General features: G+C 58.3%; 1 protein-coding gene. It reads left to right on the top strand.

Features of this window, described 5'->3' with window-relative positions; all coding sequences use genetic code 11:
* Positions 1 to 32: 32 nt before the first annotated feature.
* The coding region (locus MTX35_RS25415) for an integrase core domain-containing protein (protein WP_243597487.1) at positions 33 to 463 on the top strand (431 nt) is incomplete at its 3' end.

Below are 463 nucleotides of genomic sequence, written 5' to 3'. Positions count from 1 at the left end.
TCGAAGCCGATGCACCGAAAGTGGTGTGGGCTATGGACTTTCAGTTCGATTCGACCGTCGACGGGAAGGCGATCAAGATCGCGTCGATGATCGACGAACACACCCGGCAGTCCCTGTTGAACATTGTGGAGCGCTCGATCACCGCACAGCGGCTGACCGACGAGCTCGACAAGACGTTCGCGCTGTGGGGCGGTCCGCCGTTGGTGCTGCGAATGGACAACGGTCCGGAGTTCATTTCGCATGTGCTGCAACAGTTCTGCCGAGATCGTGTCGGTATCTCCTACATTCCGCCGGGGACGCCGTGGAACAACGGACACATCGAATCGTTCAACAATCGGCTACGGAAGGAGTGCCTGAACCGCAATCACTGGACGAGTCTGCTCGAAGCGAGGGTGGTGATCGAGGACTTCAAAGACGACCACAATCATCGACACCGGCACTCATCACTGGGCTACCTCACGCC

The sequence above is a fragment of the Rhodococcus sp. ARC_M12 genome (genome assembly GCF_022810385.1).
Taxonomy (GTDB): domain Bacteria; phylum Actinomycetota; class Actinomycetes; order Mycobacteriales; family Mycobacteriaceae; genus Rhodococcoides; species Rhodococcoides navarretei.
Note: the sequence above shows the minus strand (reverse complement) of the source record. Positions and strands in the feature narration are given on the sequence as shown.